Source organism: Streptococcus sp. DD12, assembly GCF_001578885.1.
In the GTDB taxonomy this organism is placed as follows: Bacteria; Bacillota; Bacilli; order Lactobacillales; family Streptococcaceae; genus Streptococcus.
The window spans coordinates 324322-339125 of record NZ_KQ969495.1; the positions used below are offsets into that span (position 1 = coordinate 324322).

Sequence of the window (14804 nt, forward strand, 5' to 3'; positions counted from 1 at the left end):
ACTTCACAATAATTTTGGTATAATAAGAACCATGAGAGTTATTGCTGGAGAATTTGGTGGCAGGCCCTTAAAGAGTTTGCCAGGTAAGACAACGCGCCCGACAACAGATAAGGTAAAAGGGGCCATCTTTAATATGATTGGTCCCTATTTTAATGGTGGGCGGTCTTTAGATTTGTATGCTGGTTCAGGGGGCTTGTCTATTGAAGCTGTCTCCCGTGGAATTGCACAAGCTATTTTGGTTGAAAAAGATCGTAAAGCACAGGCGATTGTTACTGAAAATATTGCCATGACGAAACGGTCATCTGCTTTTCAATTGTTAAAAATGGATGATAAACGGGCCCTAGCCCAATTGGATGGCCGTTTTGATTTGGTTTTTTTAGATCCTCCCTATGCCAAAGAAGAAATTGTGGCGGTTATAGAGAGTCTTAGCGAAAAAGCGCTTGTTGACGGTGATAGTCTGATTGTTTGTGAGACGGACAAGGCAGTCACTTTGCCAGAAACTATCGGGCCCTTTAGAATCAAAAAACAAAAACACTATGGAATTAGTCAGGTGACCATATATGAGCAATAGAATTGGGTTGTTTACAGGGAGTTTTGACCCCGTGACGCTTGGGCATGTCGATGTGATTGAAAGGGCCAGTCATTTGTTTGACACCCTCTATGTTGGCATTTTTTTTAATCAGGATAAACAAGGTTTCCTAGCTATAGAAGACAGAGAGGTTGCCTTGAAAAAGGCCCTGGCGCACCTGCCAAATGTCAGCGTTTTTACGACTCAGACGCGCTTGGTTGTAGATGTCGCTAAAGAACTTGGGGTGACGACTTTGGTACGCGGTTTGCGTGGCGCTGAAGATATGGCTTATGAAGCAAGTCTGGATTTCTTTAACCATGACTTGGCCCCCGATTTGGACACTGTTTACCTGATGGCCAAACCTGCCTACCGTTATATCAGTTCGAGTCGTGTGCGCGAGTTGGCTGTCTTTGGGGCTGATTTTTCTGCCTACCTTCCTGAAAGTGCTGTAGAAGAAGTGAGGAAGCGTCTGTGACAGTTTTAAAAAAACGCCAGCGTCTCTGGTGGTTAGCAGCTTTCTGCTTTTTAGTTTTTAGTGGTTTTTTCTTTCTGACTCCCTTACCTTACTATATTGAAGCCCCGGGAGGGACTTTTGATACAGCCACTGCCATACAAGTAGAGGGCAAAAAGCCTGCCAAGGAGGGTGGTTACCAATTTGTTGCCGTAGCCGTTAGCCAGGCCACGCCAGCTAGTATGCTCTATGCTTGGCTTACCCCTTTTACGACCATTGAGCCAGAAAAAGAGGTGACTGGCGGTGCCAGCAATGCCGACTATGAGCGGATAAATACCTACTATATGAAAGCCTCTCAAGATACGGCGGTCTACCAAGCAAACCTTTTAGCTGGTCAAGAAGTCAGCTTGGTTTATAAGGGAGTCTACGTGATGTCGGTAGCCGACAATTCAACCTTTAAAAATACCCTTCACATCGCTGATACGGTGACCGCTATCAATGGGCAGACTTTTGCGAGTTCAAAAGACTTAGTGGCTTATGTGGGCCAGCAAAAGCAAGGGGCTAAGGTCACGATTACTTATGAAAGTGACGGCAAAAGCCAAACGGCTAAGGGCAAGATTGTTTCCCTGTCAAATGGTAAAAACGGTATTGGGATTACCCTGGTTGACCATACCGAAATCAAGTCAAAAAATAAGGTGACCTATTCAACAGATGGTGTTGGTGGCCCCAGTGCTGGTTTGCTCTTTACCTTGACCATATACGATGAACTAACAGGCAATCACTTGCTTAAAGGGCGTCAGGTTGCGGGGACGGGAACCATTGCGAGTGACGGAAGCGTCGGTGATGTCGGTGGAGTGGCTCTAAAGGTCAAAGCGGCAGCTGATGCGGGAGCGGACATTTTCTTTGTTCCCAATAATCCAGTCTCCTCAGGTCAGACAAATTATGAAGAAGCTAAGGCGAGTGCCAAGCGCCTCAAGACAAAGATGGTGATTGTTCCTGTTACAAAGGCGCAAGATGCTATCGACTACCTAAAAGAAACGAAGTGAGACAGATGCGAGACAATCATTTACATACTTATTTTTCCTATGATTCTGACCAAGATTTTGAAGCCTATCTGGAGGCCTATCCTGGTGAAGTGGTGACGACAGAACATTTTGATTTGTCAAACCCTTATACAAAGCAAGATGATATTCCAGACTATCAGGCCTATAGCCAAAAAATCGCTGAGCTCAATAGCCGTTACGGCAATCGGATTAAGCGCGGGATAGAAATTGGCTATTATGCCCCGAGAGAAGCGGATATTCTGAGCTATTTATCCGATAAAAGCTATGACCTTAAATTGTTGTCGGTTCATCACAATGGGGTGAATGATTACCTAGATGAGGAAGTGGCTGAGCGAGATAAGGATTTGGTTATCCAAGAGTATTTAGACTTATTAGAAGCGGCCATTGGTCGGGTAGAAGCGGATGTTTTGGCACATTTCGATTATGGTTTTCGTTTATTTGATGTCACAGTAGCTGAACTGCAAGTCTATGAGGCGCAGCTGCGTCGCATTTTTCAAAAAATGATTGCGCATGATCTCGCCTTTGAACTCAATAGCAAGTCCATGTACCTCTACCACCATGAAGCCTTATATCTCTATGCTTTGGATTTGGTTCTTGACTTGGGCGGTCGACGCTTTTCATTGGGTTCTGATGGTCATCAGTTGAACCATTTTCGTTTACAATTTGAACGACTGGCAGACATTTTGGACAGTCGTCATATTAGCGAGGAACAATTGTTGCATTAAGCGCTAGAATGTTCGGATAATACATAAAAAACTGCTAAATGTCTTCTCTGAGAGAAATATTTGGCAGTTTTTTGCGAACTTTGCTATAATAAAAGGGTATCAAAAAGAAGAACGGAGTTTCTATGAAGTCAGATATCGAAATCGCCCAAGAGGTGTCGTTAAAACCCATTACCGAGGTCGTTGCTCCTTTGGGAATTACCTCTGATGATTTGGAATTGTATGGCAAATACAAGGCCAAGTTGTCATTTGATAAGATTGCGAGTCTTCGTGATGAAAAACCAGGGAAGTTAGTTTTGGTGACAGCCATTAACCCGACTGCCGCAGGTGAAGGAAAATCAACCGTGACCATCGGGCTCGCAGATGCCTTGAATAAAATCGGTCAAAAAACGATGATTGCCCTACGTGAACCTTCTTTAGGCCCTGTCATGGGGATTAAAGGAGGCGCTGCAGGTGGTGGTTATGCGCAAGTTCTCCCTATGGAAGATATCAATCTGCATTTTACAGGAGATATGCATGCTATTACAACTGCTAATAATGCCCTGTCTGCCTTGATTGATAATCACCTCCATCAGGGGAATGCCTTGGGAATTGACCAACGTCGCATTATCTGGAAACGCGTCGTAGACTTGAACGACCGTGCTTTGCGCCACGTCACCATTGGCTTGGGAAGTCCTGTAAATGGTATTCCACGTGAGGATGGTTTTGATATCACTGTAGCCTCTGAGATTATGGCTATTCTATGTTTGGCGACGGATATTGAAGACCTTAAGGAACGTTTGGCAAGTATCGTGATTGGCTACCGCTATGACCGGACACCGGTATATGTTCGTGACCTTGAGGTTGAAGGCGCCCTTGCGCTCATTCTTAAAGATGCCATTAAACCAAACTTGGTCCAAACCATTTATGGAACTCCAGCCTTTGTTCATGGTGGACCATTTGCCAATATCGCTCATGGCTGTAACTCAGTGTTGGCGACAGCTACAGCCCTCCGTTTGGCTGATATCACGGTAACAGAAGCAGGTTTTGGAGCTGATTTAGGGGCTGAGAAGTTTTTGGATATCAAGGCACCTAACTTACCAACAGCACCAGATGCGGTTGTGATTGTGGCGACACTTCGTGCCTTGAAGATGCATGGTGGGGTTGCAAAAGACCAACTCAACGAAGAAAATGTCGAAGCAGTTCGTGCTGGTTTTGCAAACCTTGCTCGCCACGTTGAAAATGTGCGTAAATTTGGCCTGCCAGCTGTTGTTGCCATTAATGAATTTGTTAGCGATACCCCTGCTGAAATCGCAGCTTTACGCGAATTGTGTGCAAGCATTGACGTGCCGGTCGCCTTGGCGAGTGTTTGGGCTGACGGTGCTGCAGGTGGTGTAGAGTTGGCGGAAACTCTTGTTAAGGTGTTGGATGAAGGCACTGCCGACTACCATACCTTGTATGATGCAGAAGCAGGTATCGAAGAAAAAATCCAAACGATTGTTCGTGACATTTACCGTGGCCGTCAGGTTGTTTTTGAAAAGAAAGCCTTAACCCAATTGGCGCAATTTAAGCGTCTGGGATGGGACAAGTTACCAGTATGTATGGCAAAAACGCAATATAGCTTTTCAGACAATCCGACAGCTTTGGGCGCACCGGAAGGTTTCGATATTACCGTGCGTGAACTGGTACCAAAATTGGGGGCTGGCTTTATCGTTGCCTTGACTGGTGATGTGATGACCATGCCTGGCTTGCCAAAACAACCAGCAGCACTGAAGATGGATGTCGCAGCTGACGGAACTGCAATCGGTCTCTTTTAAAACAATGTTAAAAAGGTTTGTGCGTATAAGACCACAAGCCTTTTTCGTCAGTCAAAAGCGAGGGTTTGTTTGTATTTGTGCCCTGCTTATGATATACTTGGTGATTGAACTGTCTATTGTTTGAGCGCATAGACAAGTTACCTTCTAGAAAGGAATAGCCCTAAGAAAGCCAATGATTTTGGTCTTGTCTTTTGGGGAGGTAGAGCATGACTACTATACAAAACATGTCCCTAGAGGACATTATGGGAGACCGATTTGGACGTTATTCCAAGTACATCATCCAAGAACGGGCCCTACCAGATATTCGTGATGGGTTAAAACCTGTGCAACGACGCATTCTTTATTCGATGAATAAGGATGGCAATACATTTGATAAAGGCTATCGAAAATCGGCTAAATCAGTCGGTAATGTCATGGGGAATTTCCACCCCCATGGGGATTCGTCCATCTATGATGCGATGGTTCGGATGTCGCAAGATTGGAAAAACCGTGAAACGCTCATTGAGATGCACGGAAACAATGGGTCCATGGATGCCGATCCCCCCGCAGCTATGCGGTATACTGAGGCTCGCTTGTCCGAAATTGCCGGCTATCTCTTAAAAGATATCGACAAAAAAACGGTACCTTTTGCGTGGAACTTTGATGATACCGAAAAAGAACCGACCGTCCTACCAGCTGCCTTTCCCAATCTGTTGGTCAATGGTGCAACGGGTATCTCGGCAGGGTATGCGACGGATATTCCACCTCACAATCTTTCGGAAGTCATTGATGCCGTCATTTACTTGATTGATCACCCCCAGGCAAATGTTGACAAACTCATGACTTTTTTGCCAGGGCCTGATTTTCCGACTGGTGCCATCATTCAAGGGCGTAGTGAGATCAAAAAGGCATACGAGACCGGCAAGGGCCGTGTTGTCGTTCGCTCAAAAACAGCTATCGAAAGCCTCAAAGGTGGCAAAAAACAAATCGTCGTCACAGAAATTCCATACGAAGTCAATAAAGCGAATCTGGTTAAAAAGATCGAAGAAATTGCTCTGGCCAATAAGGTTCCTGGGATTGCCGATGTGCGGGATGAATCTGACCGTGATGGCTTGCGTATTGCCATCGAATTAAAAAAAGATACGGATGACACGGTGGTACTCAACTACCTGCTCAAGTATACAGATTTACAAATTAATTACAATTTTAACATGGTTGCCATCGACAACTATACGCCAAGGCAGGTTGGGCTTCTTCCTATCTTAAAAAGTTATGTTGCCCACCGTCAGGATATTATTGTCGCACGTTCCCGCTTTGATAAGGAAAAAGCAGAGAAGCGCTTGCACATTGTTGAAGGCTTGATTCGTGTCATTTCCATCCTCGACGAGGTGATTGCCTTGATTCGAGCCTCTGAAAACAAGTCAGATGCCAAGGAAAACCTTAAGGTCAGCTACGCCTTCACAGAAGAACAGGCTGAGGCTATCGTGACGCTGCAACTTTACCGTTTAACCAATACGGATATTGTGACCTTGCAGCAAGAAGAAGAGGAACTACGCCAAGAAATCGCACGACTAAAAGCTATCATCGGCGATGAGCGCACGCTCTTTAATGTCATGAAAAAAGAGCTCAGAGAGGTCAAAAAGAAATTTGCTAGCCCTCGCTTATCAGAACTCCAAGACCAGACGCAAACCATCGAGATTGATACGGCCAGCTTGATTGCTGAAGAAGATGTCATGGTGACCGTCACGCGTTCAGGTTATATTAAACGAACCTCGTTGAGATCTTATGCGGCATCAACCCCTGACGAACTCGGAAAACGGGATGATGACCGTTTAATCTTGCGCGAGCAAGCTAAAACAACGCAGGTCTTGCTGATGTTTACCAATTTAGGGAATGTCATTTACCGTCCTATCCACGAACTCGCGGATATTCGATGGAAAGACATCGGTGAACACCTGTCACAGACCATTACGGCATATGCGACCGAAGAAGAAATTATTTTAGCGCAAGTGCTTTCAGATTTTTCAGAAGCTACCGCCTATTACGCTGTTACAGCTAAGGGGCAGATAAAACGTTTTGCACAAATGGACCTCAAGCCTGGGCGTTCCTACAAGAGCAAGGCGGCCAAATATGCCAAATTAAAGGCTGCAGATGACCGCGTTCTTTCTGTTGGTGAGGTGGCTGAACGAGATCAAGTCCTTTTGATCAGTCAGAAGGGCTATGCCTTACGATTTGACATGACGGAGGTGCCTCTTGTAGGGGCCAAGGCTGCCGGTGTCAAGGCCATGAACCTTAAAAATGATGATACGATTGCCAGTGCCTTTTTAACAGTTTCGGATAGTTTTTATTTACTAACACAAAGGGGAAGTCTTAAACGTCAAGCGGTTGATACCATACCGGTCACGTCACGGGCCAATCGTGGGCTACTTGTCCTGCGTGAGCTTAAGACGCAACCTCACCAAGTCTTTGTAGGGGGTCCTGTCTCCGGTCACAGTGATCAAGCTGTGGAGGAGTTAAATCTTTTCGCATCACCTAAGGAGACGGACAAAGAGGAAACAGAGACACTTCATGTCTTTGACCAAGCTGGTCAGCATTATGAAGTTATCCTAGAGGACCTATCCCTGTCAGAGCGCACAAACAATGGGCGTTTCATCTCAGATACGATTTCCGACCAAGGTGTCGCTCAAGCTTATGTTGATTAATACTAAAAAAACGGAGAGGATTATGTCCTCTTTTTTTCTTTCTTAAAAAATGTCAAACGTTTAATACAAAAAGTGTTGACATTTCATCAAAATCAGTAGTAAAATAGTCGCGTCTAGGAAAACGGTTACAGTTTCCTAAGTCAGAAAAGGAGATTGACATGAGTCAAAATAATGGTGAACAGCGGTTGCGTTATGGTATCCGCAAGTTAAGTATCGGCGTTTGCGCTGCTGTCATTGGGGCGTTTATTTTGGGAGCGTCCCCAGTTGTTCAAGCAGATGAAGTTGCACAAGAAGCACCGATAAGTGTTGAGACAGTGGTTACGACTGCCTCTCCAGTAACAGGTGATGAAACTGTTTCTAGTGACCAAGGTCTTGCTGATGTGTCAAACGTTACCACGTCAGACGTCAAGACTCAAGAAGTGAGTTCAGTTGCTGAAAATACTGCAGTTGCCAATCCTACAAAGAACGACACAGCAGCAGAACAAGCAACTGTCGCTGAAAAAACCAACTCTGACTCTGTCAATGATTATCTTTATGGTTTGGATTACGACAAAACGAATATCTTAACGCGTCAAGGTGAGACCGTTGAAAATGTCCCTGCTACCAGCACACAAGAAAAGAATGGGGAATTTGTTGTCGTTGAAAAAACGAAAAAGACCCTATCTACTGGGACTAGTGATGTATCCGTCAACGGAAATGATGCCATCTATGTTGGCGCCTTGCTAAAAGCAGACCAAAGCCTTTTGGAAAATCAACCAACGCTCATTAGTGTCCCTCGGCAAAAGGCAACCATTTCGATTGATCTACCAGGCTTGGTTGGCAAGCAAAGTAGCCTTAGTGTGAAGCCGACTGCAAGTCAAGTGCAAGATGCCGTCAATACCTTAGTTGCTAATTGGCAATCAAATCATGCAGGTAGTCAAGCGACACCAGCTCGTATGCAGTATGAAATGACCTCTGCCTACAGCATGAACCAGGTGAAAGCTAAACTAGGTCTTGATTTTGAAAAAATCGGAGCACCACTCAAAATTGATTTTGAAGCGGTCAATAAAGGTGAAAAACAAATTGAAATCGTAGACTTCAAGCAAATCTACTACACAGTGACTATGGATGCTCCGGAAAATCCAGCAGATGTCTTTGATGCCAAGGTATCTGTGACTGACTTGAAGCGACGGGGAGTTGATGCAAAAACGCCACCTGTATACGTGTCTAGTGTGTCTTATGGGCGTCAAATGTATGTGACTTTTGAAACAACTAGCAAGTCTACTGAGTTTAAAGCTGCAATCGGCGCTCTTATCAAAGGCGTTACAATTGCACCAGGAACAGAATGGGCCCATGCCCTTAAAGATGTCAAAGTGAAAGCTGTCATCCTTGGTGGAAATGCGCAAGGAGCCGCGCGCGTGGTAACAGGAGACATCGAAACCCTTAAAGAACTCATCCGTGAAGGCGCAAGCTTTAGCGCACAAAGCCCAGCGGTAGCCATTTCTTATAAGACAGCCTTCTTGAAAGACAATGCGACAGCAACTTTTAAAAATCATACAGATTACATTGAAACCAAGGCTACTGCCTATAAGAATGGTTTCCTAAAACTCGAACATAAAGGGGCCTATATTGCGCGTTATACCATCACTTGGGACGAAGTGTCTTACGATAAGGATGGCAAAGAAGTTATCACTCACCGCCAGTGGGAAGATAATGGTAAAGGCCGAACAGCCGGCTTTAAGACAGAACTTCAGTTTAAGGGGAATGTACGCAATCTTTCCGTCAAAATCGAAGAGCGGACAGGCCTGGCTTGGGAACCTTGGCGAACAGTATACAACCGTGTCGATTTGCCTTTGGTTCAAAATCGGACTATTACGCATCGTGGCACAACCCTTAATCCAAAAGTGAAAGAAGAAATCGTAAACGCCTGAGATTAAGAGATGAATTGTCAGAATTTTATGAAAAATACTTGCAATTTTCTGAAAAAAGGACTAAACTAGTCTCAACATAAAAAAGGGAGACTTGCTATGACGATAGATTTAGATTGGGAAAATTTAGGGTTCGAATACCGAAAGTTACCATTTCGCTATATTTCTTATTTTAAAGATGGCAAATGGGATGAGGGGCAACTAACAGAAGATGCAACCTTACATATTTCCGAAGCGTCACCATCCTTGCACTATGGTCAAGAGGCCTTTGAAGGACTAAAAGCTTACCGGACAAAGTCAGGTTCTGTTCAACTGTTCCGTCCTGATAAGAATGCGGAACGTCTGCAAAGAACGGCCGATCGTCTTTTGATGCCACAAGTGCCAACGGATAAATTTGTCGATGCATGTAAGCAAGTGGTTCGTGCCAATGAAGATTATGTGCCACCTTATGGCAGTGGGGCTACCCTCTATTTGCGTCCGCTTCTGATTGGTGTTGGGGATATCATTGGGGTTCATCCAGCCGACGAATACATTTTTACCATCTTTGCAATGCCTGTTGGCAATTACTTCAAAGGTGGCTTAGCGCCAACCAACTTCCTTATTCAGGATGAATATGACCGGGCTGCTCCCCATGGAACTGGTGCAGCAAAGGTTGGTGGAAACTATGCTGCCAGCATGCTTCCAGGTAAGATTGCACATGACCGCAATTTCTCTGATGTTATCTACTTGGATCCAGCGACACATACGAAAATAGAAGAAGTCGGATCCGCAAACTTCTTTGGTATTACAGCTGATAATGAATTTATTACACCGCTAAGCCCATCAATCCTTCCATCTATCACCAAGTATTCTCTCCTAGAGTTAGCCGAAAAACGCTTTGGTATGACCGCTATCGAGGGGGATGTACGGATTGATGAGTTGGACAAATTCATCGAAGCAGGTGCCTGTGGGACAGCCGCAGTTATCTCCCCAATTGGAGGCGTGCAACACGGCGATGACTTCCATGTCTTTTACAGTGAAACAGAAGTCGGTCCTGTGACCCGTCGCCTTTATGACGAATTGACCGGTATCCAATTTGGTGATGTCGAAGCGCCAGAAGGTTGGATTTTCCCAGTTGAGGCTTAAGATTTTAGAAAAAGAGAGCTTGTCAGGCTCTCTTTTTTTTTGTAAAATAGTAGCTGTTGTAAAGGAGTAGGTATGCGAAAAAAAGATAAGAAAATCGACGTGACATTAGAAGAAGTGACTTTAACGCTTCAGGGACAAGCCCTTGATGGCCTTAAGTTGGCACTAGGCTCCAAGACTATCGGAGAACTCATTGAGACAGATAACGGCTTTAGTCAGATTGAAGAAGGCAATGTGACACAACAGTATAAGACCCTTGATCAAGCAATCACAGCCATTCTGGAAAAATATCATTTAAATCATTAAAAAGGGTTGCTATTTTAAGTTTTGTATGCTAGAATAGCTACTGTTACATATCGGAAGGGTAGCGAAGTGGCTAAACGCGGCGGACTGTAAATCCGCTCCTTCGGGTTCGGGGGTTCGAATCCCTCCCCTTCCACTTGGATGTGCAACATCCGATAATTTTGGGGTATAGCCAAGCGGTAAGGCAAGGGACTTTGACTCCCTCATGCGTTGGTTCGAATCCAGCTACCCCAGTACAAGGTATTAGATGGCAACATCTGACACCGTCAAAGATAGTCATTGTCGTTGCGGGTTACCTTAAAATAATATAGTCAGGGCTAGAATGGGCTAGTTCCTGTTGGAGGATTTTTTAGAATGAATGAATTTGAAGATTTGCTAAACAGTGTTGCTGAAGTGAATCAAGGCGATATCGTTACCGCTGAAGTTTTAGCTGTAGAAAGCGACCAAGCGAACGTTATCATCTCTGGTACAGGCGTTGAAGGCGTATTGACGCTTCGTGAATTGACCAACGACCGCAATGCAGATATCAACGATTTGGTAAAAGTTGGCGACAGCTTGGAATTACTCGTTGTTAAACAATTAGTTGGTAAAGATACTGACACTGTTTCTTATCTGGTTTCTAAAAAACGTTTGGAAGCACGCAAAGCTTGGGATAAATTAGTCGGTCGCGAAGGCGAAGTTGTTACTGTTAAAGTAACACGCGCTGTCAAAGGTGGCTTGTCTGTTGATTTCGAAGGTCTTCGTGGTTTCATTCCAGCATCAATGATCGATACACGTTTCGTACGTAACACTGAACGTTTCGTTGGTCAAGATGTTGAAGCTAAAATCAAAGAAGTTGATCCAGCTGAGAACCGTTTCATCTTGTCACGTCGTGACGTTGTTGAAGAGCAAGCAGCAGAAGCTCGTAAAGAAATCTTCTCTAAATTGGCTGTTGGTGAAGTTGTTACTGGTACAGTAGCTCGCTTGACAAACTTTGGTGCCTTCGTAGACCTTGGTGGTGTTGATGGGTTGGTTCACGTGACAGAATTGTCACACGATCACAACGTTAGCCCTAAATCAGTGGTTTCAGTTGGTGAAGAAATCGAAGTTAAGGTTCTTGATTTGGATGAAGAATCAGGACGTATCTCCTTGTCATTGAAAGCAACAACCCCTGGACCTTGGGATGGCGTTGCTCAAAAATTGGCTGCAGGTGATGTTATCGACGGTAAAGTGAAACGCTTGACTGATTTCGGTGCTTTCGTTGAAGTGCTTCCTGGAATCGATGGATTGGTTCACATTTCTCAAATCTCACACAAACGTATTGAGCATCCTAAAGATGTCTTGTCTGTAGGTCAAGAAGTTCAAGTTAAAGTATTGAGCGTCGATGCTGAAAACGAACGTGTTTCATTGTCTATCAAAGCTTTGGAAGAACGTCCAGAAGGTGTTGAAGAACAAAAATCTGAACGTCGTCAATCACGTCCACGTCGTCAAAAACGTCAACAACGTGACTATGAATTACCAGAAACACAAACTGGTTTCTCTATGGCTGACTTGTTCGGTGATATCGAGTTATAATAATTTGAAAAAGAGCTTAATTAGCTCTTTTTTTTGTCGCTTTTTTATGATATACTAGTTGAGTAACCGTCCTTAGTGTAATGGATATCACGTAAGATTCCGGTTCTTGAGATGGGGGTTCGATTCCCTCAGGACGGACTAGTGTCACCTTTAGGGGTGGCTTTTTTTCTTGTCCTTATAGTTTTTCCTTATCAAGTGATAGGAAATCTTAATAGGTCTTTAGACCTTAAACATGGTAAAATAGGATAAAGGAGATTTTTATGTCAGAAAAAATTGAAACAACTGATGGACAGTTTCATCGCAAGATGACGAGTCGTCATTTATTTATGCTGTCTTTAGGTGGTGTTATTGGAACGGGGCTATTTTTGAGTTCGGGTTATACGATTGCTCAAGCCGGTCCACTAGGTGCAGTCATTTCTTACTTGATTGGAGCGGTAGTGGTCTATCTGGTTATGCTGTCTTTGGGAGAACTGGCTGTGGCCATGCCCGTAACTGGCTCGTTTCATACCTATGCTACTCGCTTTATTAGTCCAGGGACTGGTTTTACGATTGCTTGGCTCTACTGGATTTGTTGGACTGTTGCTTTAGGGACGGAGTTTCTAGGAGCAGCCATGCTGATGCAACGCTGGTTTCCACAAGTACCGGCCTGGTTATTTGCAACCTTATTTGCTCTTTTAATCTTTGGCTTGAATGTTTTAAGTGTACGACTTTTTGCTGAGGCTGAAAGCTTCTTCTCTAGTATCAAGGTTATTGCCATTATCGTCTTTATTGTACTTGGACTTGGTGCTATGTTTGGTCTGGTTTCTTATGAGGGCGGGCATCGTCCCATTCTTTTTGAAAATTTAGTGGCTAATGGGGCTTTTCCTAATGGTCTTGTAGCTGTTGTTTCAGTCATGTTGGCTGTTAACTATGCTTTTTCAGGAACCGAATTGATTGGGATTGCTGCTGGTGAAACAGAACATCCGGAAGTAGCTGTTCCCAGGGCTATCAAAACCACCATTGGACGTTTGGTTATTTTCTTCGTTTTAACGATTGTTGTATTGGCCTCACTCCTCCCCATGAAAGAGGCTGGGGTATCTCAGGCACCTTTTGTTGATGTATTTGATAAAATGGGCATTCCTTACGCAGCAGACATCATGAATTTTGTTATTTTAACAGCCATTTTGTCGGCAGGAAATTCAGGACTTTACGCTTCTAGTCGGATGTTATGGTCTTTAGCCAATGAGGGCATGTTGGACAAACGTGTGGTAAAAATCAACAAACATGGGGTTCCATTCCGTGCCTTGATTTTGTCTATGGTTGGTGCTGTTTTAGCTTTGTTTTCAAGTATCTACGCAGCTGATACGGTTTATCTCGCTTTGGTTTCCATTGCTGGTTTTGCCGTGGTAGTGGTCTGGTTGAGTATCCCGATTGCACAGATTAGATTTCGCAAGCAATGGCTTAAAACACATACAGAAGATGACCTATCTTATAAAACACCCTTAACCCCAATTTTGCCTTGGATTACCGTTATTTTACTGGTTATTTCAATCATTGGGATTGCTTGGGATGCTTCTCAAAGGGCTGGTCTATACTTTGGTGTGCCTTTTATTGGTCTATGTTATCTCTATTATTACTTACGTCATAGGAGTTGGTAATGAATCGATTTGAATCAGTTTTAAAAGAGGGGCGCCCTTTGATTTTACATGGCGCTCTGGGAACAGAGCTAGAAGCTCGAGGCTATGATGTATCTGGTAGCCTTTGGTCTGCGCAATACATCAGTAAACAACCGGATGTCATTCGTCAGATACATGAGGATTACATTCTGGCAGGGGCTGATGTGGTGACAACTTCGTCTTATCAGGCGAGTCTACAGGGCTTACTTGATGCGGGACAGTCTGAAGAAGAAGCGCAAGCGACCATACGTAAGAGTGTCCAATTAGCTAAGGAAGCCATTGACCGAGTTTGGCAATACCTGCCTGAAAGTCAAAAAACATCACGAATTTTGCCTCTAATCAGCGGCGATGTCGGCCCCTACGCTGCTTATTTGGCTGACGGGTCAGAATACACAGGCGCCTATGACTTGTCGGCTACCGATTTTAAGGATTTTCACCGGCCACGCATTACTTGGCTTTTGGAGGAAGGGGTAGATTTGTTGGCCTTGGAGACCATGCCAAATCTGGCTGAAATCAAGGCTTTAAGTGACTTACTAGAGCAAGAATTTCCAGAAAGTCGCGCCTATCTTTCGGTCACTACCCAAGATGGTTTTCATCTTAGTGATGGTCATGAATTGGCAGAAGTTGCTCAGCTTGTTGAAGATTCACAGCAAATTCTTGCACTTGGGATAAATTGTTCGCAACCTGACCATTTGTCTAATGGATTGGAGCAATTAGCACAGTCCAGCTCAAAACCTTTAGTTGCCTATCCAAATTCTGGTGAGTCATACGATGGTGCGACACAGTCTTGGCAGAAGGGGCATTTGTCATCGGTGACTCTGGCTCAGCAGGTGACTGATTGGCAGGCTAATGGTGCTCAAATTGTCGGAGGTTGCTGCCGTACGCGTCCAGCTGATATCGCTGCCTTAAGTGAAAAACTGAGCGGTCAATTAAAGACTTTTTCGGGAAAATAAGTCGCAAAAATAGCCTAAGATTACTATC

At 44.3% G+C, this 14804-nt stretch carries 12 protein-coding genes and 3 tRNA genes; all 15 read left to right on the forward strand.

Going from position 1 to position 14804, the window contains the following annotated elements:
* Window positions 1-31: 31 nt before the first annotated feature.
* Window positions 32-571 (forward strand): 16S rRNA (guanine(966)-N(2))-methyltransferase RsmD, encoded by a 540-nt coding sequence (gene rsmD / locus STRDD12_RS01540; protein ID WP_066914289.1) that lies wholly within the window; start codon window positions 32-34, stop codon window positions 569-571.
* Window positions 561-1043, forward strand: a complete 483-nt coding sequence (coaD, locus tag STRDD12_RS01545) for a pantetheine-phosphate adenylyltransferase (RefSeq protein ID WP_066914291.1) — start codon at window positions 561-563, stop codon at window positions 1041-1043. Before rsmD ends, coaD begins: the two co-directional genes overlap by 11 nt.
* Window positions 1040-2065 (forward strand): SepM family pheromone-processing serine protease, encoded by a 1026-nt coding sequence (locus tag STRDD12_RS01550; RefSeq protein ID WP_066914293.1) that lies wholly within the window; start codon window positions 1040-1042, stop codon window positions 2063-2065. Before coaD ends, STRDD12_RS01550 begins: the two co-directional genes overlap by 4 nt.
* Window positions 2066-2070: 5 nt before the next feature.
* Entirely contained in the window at window positions 2071-2808 is a 738-nt protein-coding gene (locus STRDD12_RS01555) for a PHP domain-containing protein (protein ID WP_066914295.1), read from the forward strand.
* A 122-nt stretch (window positions 2809-2930) separates the two neighbouring features.
* Entirely contained in the window at window positions 2931-4601 is a 1671-nt protein-coding gene (locus tag STRDD12_RS01560) for a formate--tetrahydrofolate ligase (RefSeq protein WP_066914297.1), read from the forward strand.
* Window positions 4602-4807: 206 nt separating this feature from the next.
* The gene (gene parC / locus STRDD12_RS01565) at window positions 4808-7282 is read left to right on the forward strand and encodes a DNA topoisomerase IV subunit A (protein ID WP_066914300.1); all 2475 of its coding nucleotides are present in this window, start codon (window positions 4808-4810) and stop codon (window positions 7280-7282) included.
* A 158-nt stretch (window positions 7283-7440) separates the two neighbouring features.
* The gene (locus STRDD12_RS01570; protein WP_066914302.1) at window positions 7441-9192 is read left to right on the forward strand and encodes a thiol-activated cytolysin family protein; all 1752 of its coding nucleotides are present in this window, start codon (window positions 7441-7443) and stop codon (window positions 9190-9192) included.
* Between the two features lie 96 nt (window positions 9193-9288).
* Window positions 9289-10314, forward strand: coding sequence for a branched-chain amino acid aminotransferase (locus tag STRDD12_RS01575; protein WP_066914304.1), 1026 nt, complete (start codon window positions 9289-9291; stop codon window positions 10312-10314).
* A 72-nt stretch (window positions 10315-10386) separates the two neighbouring features.
* A complete protein-coding gene (locus STRDD12_RS01580) occupies window positions 10387-10617 on the forward strand; it encodes a DUF2969 family protein (RefSeq protein WP_066914306.1) in 231 nt (76 codons plus the stop codon).
* A 52-nt stretch (window positions 10618-10669) separates the two neighbouring features.
* Window positions 10670-10750 (forward strand) — tRNA-Tyr (locus STRDD12_RS01585).
* 26 nt (window positions 10751-10776) lie between these two features.
* A tRNA-Gln gene (locus STRDD12_RS01590) sits at window positions 10777-10848 on the forward strand.
* Between the two features lie 120 nt (window positions 10849-10968).
* Entirely contained in the window at window positions 10969-12168 is a 1200-nt protein-coding gene (gene rpsA / locus STRDD12_RS01595) for a 30S ribosomal protein S1 (RefSeq protein WP_066914307.1), read from the forward strand.
* Between the two features lie 66 nt (window positions 12169-12234).
* A tRNA-Arg gene (locus tag STRDD12_RS01600) sits at window positions 12235-12306 on the forward strand.
* Window positions 12307-12428: 122 nt separating this feature from the next.
* Window positions 12429-13805, forward strand: a complete 1377-nt coding sequence (locus STRDD12_RS01605) for an amino acid permease (protein ID WP_066914309.1) — start codon at window positions 12429-12431, stop codon at window positions 13803-13805.
* Window positions 13805-14776: a homocysteine S-methyltransferase gene (gene mmuM, locus STRDD12_RS01610; protein ID WP_066914311.1), complete on the forward strand. Its 972-nt coding sequence runs from the start codon at window positions 13805-13807 to the stop codon at window positions 14774-14776. The genes STRDD12_RS01605 and mmuM overlap by 1 nt, the downstream gene beginning before the upstream one ends.
* Window positions 14777-14804: the final 28 nt, after the last annotated feature.